Below are 7,580 nucleotides of genomic sequence, written 5' to 3' on the forward strand. Positions count from 1 at the left end.
ATGGATACAGGAGCAGAAAGCGGCAGGGAGTCGGGAACGGACGCTGTGCTTGCGGCGGTGGGGCCGCGCCTCAGGGCGCTCCGCCTGGCCCGGGACATCACCCTGTCAGCAGTGGCAGACGCCACCGGTATCTCGATGAGTACCCTCTCCAGGCTGGAGTCCGGCCATCGCCGCCCCAACCTCGAGCTGCTGCTGCCCCTGGCGAGGGCCTATCACGTCCCGCTTGATGAACTGGTGGGTGCGCCCGCAACGGGAGATCCCCGGGTCCACCTGCGGCCCATCACGGCGCGGGGGATGACCATCATTCCGCTCACCCGGAAGCCGGGCGGCATCCAGGCCTACAAGCACATCCTGCCGGCCGGGCCGCTGGACCAGCCCAACCCGCAGGTACACGAAGGCTACGAATGGCTGTATGTCCTCAACGGAAAGCTCCGTATGGTGCTGGGCAGCCAGGACCTCGTTTTGGGCGCGGGGGAGGCCGCCGAGTTCGATACCCGCGTCCCGCACTGGTTCGGCCGGGCGGATGGAAAACCGGTTGAGTTCCTCAGCCTTTTCGGCACCCAGGGGGAGCGGATGCATGTCCGTTCCCGCCCGTCCTGAACCTGGTCCAGCTTTTTCCCAGCTGCGTAAGGTAGACAGGACGGGACGGCCGGAAGCAGATGGGGAGTTCTATGTGGGGAATGGCGGCAGGCGCTGGCGGCTCAACTGACAATTTGACCGGCCTGGTGGGCGTTGCTGCCCGGACCATAGAGCACATGGGTGAGTGGGGCGTCGGTGCTTTTACCCTCGCCGAAACGGTGGTTCCGCCTATCCCCAGCGAGGTGATCCTTCCCCTGGCCGGCTACCTCGCCAAACAGGGTTCCCTGCAGCTGATCCTCGTCTTTGTGACCAGTACCCTCGGGGCCTACCTCGGTGCCCTGTTGCTCTACTGGCTGGGCGCGAAGCTGGGCCTTCAACGTTCCATCCGCGGGCTGTCCAGGCTCCCCCTGGTGGACCAGGAGGACTTCGAGAAAGCGGCGGGATGGTTCCGCCGCCACGGCAGGTCCTCCATCTTTTTCGGCCGGCTGCTCCCCGGTGTCCGCAGCCTGATCTCCCTCCCGGCCGGAGCATCCGGGATGCCCCTGGCCACCTTCAGCGTGTACACCCTGGCGGGCAGCGGACTTTGGAACGGGGCCCTGATCGGCCTCGGGTACCTGCTGGGCACCCAATACCAGTTGATCGAGCAGTACTCCAGGTTCCTGAACTACGCGGTCTACGCCGCGCTGGGCGTGACGGTAGTCCTGCTCGTGGTGCGGCGGCTCAAGCGGGAAAAAGTCCGCCGCTGACGGGCCTATCCCGCAGGCCGCCCGTCATGCCCCTGGCCAGGCGTTACTCCTCGAAGTCGCCGGCGTTCCGGCGGAAGGATCCCAGGATGCGGATCAGGTGGTCCACGTCGCCGGGATCAAACCCCGGGGCGCTGAACACCTCGGCGTTGAGAGCCGCCGTCGAGCTCTTCGCCAGGGTGCGCCCCGCGGTGGTGAGCTCAATCAGCGTGGTCCTGCCGTCGGTGGGATGCGGGGACCGGTCCACCAGGCCTGCGCGTTCAAGCCGGTCCACGGCATTGGTGATGGACGTGGGGTGGACCTGGAGCAGTGCGCTCGCCTTGTTCATGGGCAAGGAGCCTTTCCTGGCGAAGCTCAGGAGTGCCAGGAGTTCATAGCGGGCAAACGTCAGCCCGAACGGTTTGAGCGTGGACTCGATCCTGGCCAGCAGGATCTGCTGCGTCCGCATGATGGCGGTGATGGCAGCCATGGGGGCCGCGACGTCCGCCCAGCCATGGTCCTCCCAGTTCCGCCGGGCTTCGGCAATGGGATCGCGGGACAGTGGGGTACCCATCGAACACCTTTCGTCCGAGTGATGCGCATCACTCTTTTATGAGCGATGTGAATATACTAGGACATCCAATGGTTGGGCGAAGCGGAGGTGGGTGCCGGTGGGTCCCCAAGGACGCGGCGAATCGCCCCCCTTTCCCGACGCCGACCTCATGTACGTCGTGGACCTCCTGGCAGGGCCTGAGCGGGAGCGGTACCTCCGCGTCCGTGAATTCCTGCAGGACCATGTGCGGGAGCAATCCATACCGTACTGGAACCGCGAAGAGTTCCCCTTCGGCCTTCTGGCGGAGATGGGCGTATACGGACTGGGTGCCCTCCAGGTGGATGGCAGTTCCGTCCTCCTCAAGGGCCTGATGTACGTGGAGCTGGCCAGGGCGGACGTGTCCCTCTCCGCCCTCACGGGCATCCACAATGAGCTGATCGTGGGAACCATCAAGGAGCTGGGATCCGAGGAACAGAAGCTCCGCTGGCTGCCGGGCCTTGAGGCGTTCACCAGCCTTGGCGCGTTCGCGCTGACTGAACCGGACCATGGGTCCGATATCTCCGGCGGACTCGAAACGTCAGCCAGGCTGGACGGCGCCGAATGGGTCCTCAACGGTGCCAAGCGCTGGATCGGGGCAGGCACCATCGCCGACTTCGCCCTGGTCTGGGCACGCGACGTGGAGGACCTGCAGGTCAAGGCCTTCCTGGTGGAGGCGGAACGGCCCGGCTACACGGCTGCAAAAATCTGCAACAAGATCGGCCTGCGGATCATGCAGAACGCGGACATCACGCTGAAGGACGTGCGGATTCCGGCGGCCAACCTGCTGCCCGGGGCCACATCCTTCGCCAAGGCCAACGACTTACTGCGGGACTCCCGGGCCTGGGTGGGCTGGCAGGCCGCCGGAATCCAGCTCGCCGCGTTCGACATAGCCCGCTCCTACTCACTGGCGCGCCGGCAGTTCGGCAAGGAGCTGGCACAGTTCCAGCTGGTCCAGCAGCAGCTTGCGGACATCCTGGGGAACGCCACGGCCTCGCTCGCGCTGATGGTACAGCTGGCACGTATCCAGGAGGAGGGAAAGCTGGAGATGGCACAGGCAGCCCTGGCCAAAGCCACCACCACCAGGCTTGCCCGCGCGTCGGTGGCCATGGGCCGTTCCCTGCTGGGCGGCAACGGCATCAGTGCCGACTTCGAAATGGGCAAGCTGTTCGGCGATGCAGAAATCCTCTACACCTACGAAGGCAGCTACGAGATCAACTCCCTCATCGTGGGGAGGGCCGTAACCGGAAAGTCGGCGTTCGCCTAGAGGCGCTTCTCCGCATAAGCCAGCAGTGCATCCCGCACAAAGCCTGCTCCTTGCATGCCGCCATAATTGGCCGCGAACCGGGCATCGGCAACGTACATCTCCGCCAGGCCCACAACATACCCCTTGATGTCTCCGCCGTCCTCAGCGGCAGGGGTGCCGGGAATGGACGTCAGCCACTCAATGTGCCGCCGCGCCAGGTCCTGCGCTTCGGGACCGGCAGGGGAAAGCCCTGAACCTGCAGCGGCGATCCAGTCGCTGCCCAGCTTCGCAGCGCGGGACTTCCACTCCCGCTGTTCCGCCGCATCCATTCCACGCCACCAGGCGTCGCTTTTCGCATAGGAGTCCTTGCCCCAGCGCTCTTCCACCTCGTCCTTGTACTGCGTGTGGTCGAAACCGTCGAACATCTTTTCCGCCACCATGTCTCCTCCGCCTTTCACTGTTTCGATTGTTTGCCGGACGGATGCCATCTGCCGCGCGAGCCGCTCCTGTTCCTGCGCCAGCCATTCCAGGTGCCGGCCCAGGGCCTGGACGGGATCCGCCTGCTGCTGGAAGACCTCGGCAATAGCCGGCAGGCCAAGGCCAAGCTCCCGCAGCAGGAGGATCCGTTGCAGCTGCAGGAGGGCGTCGCCGTCGTAGTAGCGGTAGCCGTTGCTGCCCACCCGGCTGGGCTTCAGCAGGCCGATCTCGTCGTAGTGCCGCAGTGTACGGCTTGTGGTGCCCGCCAGCCGTGCCACGTCCTGGATGGACCAGTCAGGGCCGGTCTTGGCATCCGTTGCTTCCATGGTTTGAGCGTAGGGGTTGACGCTGCGTCAAGGTCAAGCAGGCTTTTCCGGGAAACCGTGACCGCGCGGACGGCGGCGGCCGGCCCGGTTCCTGGCCTGCGCAACGAGGCGGCTGAAGGCGAAAACAAAGACGGCCTCGATGGCCAGCATCAGACCCACGAGCACCCATTGTCCCCGGGCGGCGAAGACAATGCAGCCGGTCAGCGCCAGGACAGTTCCCAGCGCAAGGGTGTAAATGGCGAACCCCACCGCGACGCGCGCGCTGCGGACACCGGTCCGGAACCCGAAGCCCAGGGGTTCACCGCCAGGGTGCCCGGGAACGCGGTCGGGCACGGCCGGCCCCAGTTTGTCGAACTCTTCCCAAGGGTCCTGGTCCTGTCCCGTCACTCTCCGATTGTCCCAAATTTCAGAATCCGAAGGGTGGTGGAGCGGCGGGCAGCAGCCGGGGAAGCAAAACAGCGGCCCCTCCAGCAAAATGCTGAAGAAGCCGCTGCAGGATACCGGGTTCCGCCGGCACTGCCGGCGGTCACCTAAACCTTAGAGCGGGCGGATGTTCTCCGCCTGCGGGCCCTTGGGGCCCTGGGTCACATCGAATTCAACCTTCTGGTTCTCATCGAGTGAGCGGTATCCGCTGCTGGCGATTGCCGAGTAGTGGGCGAAAACGTCAGCGGACCCGTCATCGGGGGCAATGAAGCCAAAACCCTTTTCGGCGTTGAACCATTTAACTGTGCCTGTTGCCATGGCTGCATTCCTTCGTGTGACTCTGATTCTCTCCCCGTGCCATCGGCCCGGAGTGCGAGGAGAACGTCCCCCGCAGTCCCCAACGTACGGGGCGCAGGCCGCGCTTGCAAGGGTTGTGCAACATTTGGCGAGGTCAGCGCATCCCTTCGCGGCGGATGGCGGTGGCAATCGCGGCCGCCCGGGTGTCCACCCCAAGCTTGGCGTAGATGTGGGCAAGATGCGTTTTCACCGTGGCTTCGGAGATAAAGAGGCGCCGGCCCAGTTCACGGTTGCCCAGCCCTTCCGTCAGGAGGCTCAGCAGTTCGGCTTCGCGCGGAGTGAGGATTTCTTCAGGGTTGCGCAGCTGCTGGAACAGCCGCGATGCCACCGGCGGGCTCATGACGCTCTTGCCTTCGGCAGCACCACGGATGGCAGTAAAAATTTCTTCCGGCGTGGCATCCTTCAACAAATACCCCATGGCGCCGGCGTCCACGGCCCGCACAATATCGGCATCGGAGTCGTAGGTGGTGAAGACGAGGACCGCCTGGCCGCTGTTGCGCTCGCGGATCTTCCGGATTGCTTCGATCCCGTCCATTCCGCTGCCCATGGCGAGGTCCATGACCACCACGCCAGGGGAGTGCTCCCGCACCCGCTCGAGCGCTTCTTCCCCGGATGCTGCCTCTCCGATGACCTCCAGGTCGGGCTGTGTGCCCAGGAGGGCCCGCAGCCCGCTCCTCACTACGAGGTGGTCGTCCACCAGCAGGACGGTGATTGAGCTCATGCCGGTTCCCCCGAAGTGAACTGTATGGCGGAGGGCAGGGGCAACTGGGCGGCAACGATGGTCCCTTCCCCGGGCGAGCTTTCCACGGACAGGGTGCCGCCCAGCTGTTCCACCCGCTGGCGCATGGCCCTCAGCCCGTACCCTCCCGCGTCCGACGGCGGTGCTGCCGCCGCCGGATCGAAGCCGGTGCCGTCGTCGTAAACGTCCAGGGTGACCCCCTCTGGAAGAAACCCCAGGGTCACGGTGGCGGCAGTGGCTGACGCATGAAGCTTGATGTTGGAGGCGGCGCTTTGCACGACACGGAGCAGGGCATGGCGGAGCTCCGGGGGCACGGGGCGCGAGTCCCCGGTGACCAGGAGCCTGGCCTCCGGGACATACTGCCTGGCCGCGAGGAGCAGGGCCTCGGACAGCGGAGACCCGTCCAGCCCCGGGGAGGCGAGCTCGTGCACCAGGCTGCGGGTCTCGGACAGATTGCCCCGCAGCAGTGCAGTGGCACGGCGGAGATCAGCCCGCGCCGCATCTCGTGGCCAGGCCCGCCCCGCGGCCTCGAGCAGGAGCAGGCTGCTGGCCAGTCCCTGGGTGACGGTGTCGTGGATTTCCCGGGAGACCCGTTCCCGCTCGGCAATGGTGCCCGCGCGGCGTTCGCTGGCTGCCAGCTGTTCCTGCGCCGCGGACACCTCGGCGTGCAGGCGGCGCTGCTCCTCGGCGTCGTGCTGGATCCGGTCATAGATGAGAGTCAGCATGGCGCCCACGGCCAGCGGGCCAAGAAGCATGGCGAGGTCCGTGCCGTTGCTCATCCGGAACAGTCCGGCCGCCGTGGCAGCGGCGGTGATTCCAGCGGCCGCGTACGAGGCGGCACCGGCCAGGGCGCTGCGGCTGAGGAAGAAGAGCGCAAACGAGCACCAGGCAAAGCTCGGAGCTGCAATCACCAGCACTGCCCAGACCGCCACCAGGGCGAACATCCAGGGCGCGCCTGGGCCTCCGCGCCAGCCGAGCACGGCCACGGCGGCATAGAGCAGGCTCGCCGCGGCTGCCAGGCCCAGGATCATCAGGTTGTCGGCCGGGCTGTGCCGCATCACGTAGCGGACCAGCGAGGCCACCAGCAGCACGGCGAAGCCCAGGTGCACCGCGGTTTCGATGCTGCCCAGGCCGGTGCGGGGTGCACTCCGCCGGGGTGTGGTTCCCGGGGCGGCAGCGGTGGCCGGGGCAGTGCCGGCGGCTCGGGTAGGCATGGGATGTCCCGTTCTGGCTGGTGGGAAACGCTACCTTCCATGCTATTGCCCCCGCCAATGCTGGTCTCTCGGCCATTTGGCTGATACGGCTGGCCATTGGGGGGAGGCCTCTGCAGCCGAAGGCCCGATGCCGGGTGCCGCCGCCCCCGGAAGGATTGGTGCGTACCCACCATGACCTCCAAGGAGACACTGTGAAGAAGTCGCACAAAGCCTTTGCCGCCGCCGCTGCCGGCGCCCTCGTCCTGACCGCAGGAGCGACGGCGGCAGCCAACGCCGGGACCAGCCCCGCTCCGGCAGCCGTCCCCGCCGTCGATGTCCAGCCTGCGCCCGAAACCGTGGTGCAGCAGAACCGCATCAGCGTTGGGGCATCGGCCACAGCAGTCAGCGCCGCCCTGGCCAGATGCCAGGCTGACAAGCTGCCCTTCGTCACCGTCGCTCTGGTGGACCGCTTCGGCACCGTCCAGGCGCTGCTCCGCGGTGACAACGCAGCCGAACACACCATCGAAGCGGCCAAGCAAAAGGCGTATACCGCTGCCGCTTTTGGCGCCCCCACCAGTGAACTGGCCAAGCGCATCAACGGCACCGGCCCTTCCATCGCCGACCTCCCCGGCACCCTGTTCCTGGCCGGCGGCGTCCCGCTGAAGGTTAACGGCGTCTCGGTGGCAGGCATCGGCGTCGGCGGTGCTCCGGACGGTGCGCTGGACGAAGCCTGCGCCACGGCAGGGGCGGATGCCGTCGCCGGAACTGCCAAGTAGGCTCCGCATATGAGGCGATTCCGGACTGCCGTGATGCTTGCCGCCGCGGGGTTGCTGCTCAGCGCCTGCGGCTCCGGTTCACCGGAGCCGCAGGCGGTTGAATCCTCGCCCGCCACGGCATCCAACAGCCCCCGGCCCGCCCCCGAACAGCCC

At 66.6% G+C, this 7,580-nt stretch carries 10 protein-coding genes; 4 read left to right on the forward strand and 6 right to left on the reverse strand.

Features of this window, described 5'->3' with window-relative positions:
* On the forward strand, nucleotides 1–600 hold the full coding sequence (locus NFU08_RS16060) for a helix-turn-helix domain-containing protein (protein WP_251424635.1): 600 nt from the start codon (nucleotides 1–3) through the stop codon (nucleotides 598–600).
* A 71-nt stretch (nucleotides 601–671) separates the two neighbouring features.
* Nucleotides 672–1,325 carry a DedA family protein gene (locus NFU08_RS16065; protein WP_174179461.1) on the forward strand — a complete coding sequence of 218 codons (654 nt, stop codon included), beginning with the start codon at nucleotides 672–674 and terminating at the stop codon, nucleotides 1,323–1,325.
* A gap of 43 nt (nucleotides 1,326–1,368) precedes the next feature.
* On the opposite strand, the gene NFU08_RS16070 is transcribed toward NFU08_RS16065, so the two are convergent.
* Nucleotides 1,369–1,875: a MarR family winged helix-turn-helix transcriptional regulator gene (locus NFU08_RS16070; protein WP_174179463.1), complete on the reverse strand. Its 507-nt coding sequence runs from the start codon at nucleotides 1,873–1,875 to the stop codon at nucleotides 1,369–1,371.
* A 148-nt stretch (nucleotides 1,876–2,023) separates the two neighbouring features.
* On the opposite strand from NFU08_RS16070, the gene NFU08_RS16075 reads away from it, so the two are divergent.
* The gene (locus NFU08_RS16075; RefSeq protein WP_251424649.1) at nucleotides 2,024–3,157 is read left to right on the forward strand and encodes an acyl-CoA dehydrogenase family protein; all 1,134 of its coding nucleotides are present in this window, start codon (nucleotides 2,024–2,026) and stop codon (nucleotides 3,155–3,157) included.
* On the opposite strand, the gene NFU08_RS16080 is transcribed toward NFU08_RS16075, so the two are convergent.
* From NFU08_RS16080 to NFU08_RS16100, 5 genes are all read right to left on the reverse strand, one after another.
* Nucleotides 3,154–3,939 (reverse strand): MerR family transcriptional regulator, encoded by a 786-nt coding sequence (locus tag NFU08_RS16080; RefSeq protein WP_251424638.1) that lies wholly within the window; start codon nucleotides 3,937–3,939, stop codon nucleotides 3,154–3,156. The two genes, NFU08_RS16075 and NFU08_RS16080, sit on opposite strands and share 4 nt — an antisense overlap.
* A 33-nt stretch (nucleotides 3,940–3,972) precedes the next feature.
* Nucleotides 3,973–4,326, reverse strand: a complete 354-nt coding sequence (locus NFU08_RS16085) for a hypothetical protein (protein ID WP_251424640.1) — start codon at nucleotides 4,324–4,326, stop codon at nucleotides 3,973–3,975.
* 150 nt (nucleotides 4,327–4,476) lie between these two features.
* Nucleotides 4,477–4,680 (reverse strand): cold-shock protein, encoded by a 204-nt coding sequence (locus NFU08_RS16090; RefSeq protein WP_013599688.1) that lies wholly within the window; start codon nucleotides 4,678–4,680, stop codon nucleotides 4,477–4,479.
* A gap of 133 nt (nucleotides 4,681–4,813) precedes the next feature.
* Entirely contained in the window at nucleotides 4,814–5,440 is a 627-nt protein-coding gene (locus NFU08_RS16095; protein ID WP_174179469.1) for a response regulator transcription factor, read from the reverse strand.
* Nucleotides 5,437–6,672, reverse strand: a complete 1,236-nt coding sequence (locus NFU08_RS16100) for a sensor histidine kinase (protein ID WP_251424642.1) — start codon at nucleotides 6,670–6,672, stop codon at nucleotides 5,437–5,439. Before NFU08_RS16100 ends, NFU08_RS16095 begins: the two co-directional genes overlap by 4 nt.
* Nucleotides 6,673–6,863: 191 nt before the next feature.
* Here NFU08_RS16100 and NFU08_RS16105 point away from each other — a divergent pair, with 191 nt between their 5' ends.
* Nucleotides 6,864–7,427: a heme-binding protein gene (locus NFU08_RS16105; protein WP_174179472.1), complete on the forward strand. Its 564-nt coding sequence runs from the start codon at nucleotides 6,864–6,866 to the stop codon at nucleotides 7,425–7,427.
* Nucleotides 7,428–7,580: the final 153 nt, after the last annotated feature.

This window comes from Pseudarthrobacter sp. NCCP-2145, assembly GCF_023708005.1.
GTDB classification, from domain to species: domain Bacteria; phylum Actinomycetota; class Actinomycetes; order Actinomycetales; family Micrococcaceae; genus Arthrobacter; species Arthrobacter oxydans.

What these genes read in the sequence shown, in the direction of transcription:
- NFU08_RS16060 (WP_251424635.1), top strand. Translation starts at nt 1, where the DNA reads ATGGATACAGGAGCAGAAAGCGGCAGGGAGTCGGGAACGGACGCTGTG.
- NFU08_RS16065 (WP_174179461.1), top strand. Translation starts at nt 672, where the DNA reads ATGTGGGGAATGGCGGCAGGCGCTGGCGGCTCAACTGACAATTTGACC.
- NFU08_RS16070 (WP_174179463.1), bottom strand. Translation starts at nt 1,875, where the DNA reads ATGGGTACCCCACTGTCCCGCGATCCCATTGCCGAAGCCCGGCGGAAC.
- NFU08_RS16075 (WP_251424649.1), top strand. Translation starts at nt 2,024, where the DNA reads ATGTACGTCGTGGACCTCCTGGCAGGGCCTGAGCGGGAGCGGTACCTC.
- NFU08_RS16080 (WP_251424638.1), bottom strand. Translation starts at nt 3,939, where the DNA reads ATGGAAGCAACGGATGCCAAGACCGGCCCTGACTGGTCCATCCAGGAC.
- NFU08_RS16090 (WP_013599688.1), bottom strand. Translation starts at nt 4,680, where the DNA reads ATGGCAACAGGCACAGTTAAATGGTTCAACGCCGAAAAGGGTTTTGGC.
- NFU08_RS16095 (WP_174179469.1), bottom strand. Translation starts at nt 5,440, where the DNA reads ATGAGCTCAATCACCGTCCTGCTGGTGGACGACCACCTCGTAGTGAGG.
- NFU08_RS16100 (WP_251424642.1), bottom strand. Translation starts at nt 6,672, where the DNA reads ATGCCTACCCGAGCCGCCGGCACTGCCCCGGCCACCGCTGCCGCCCCG.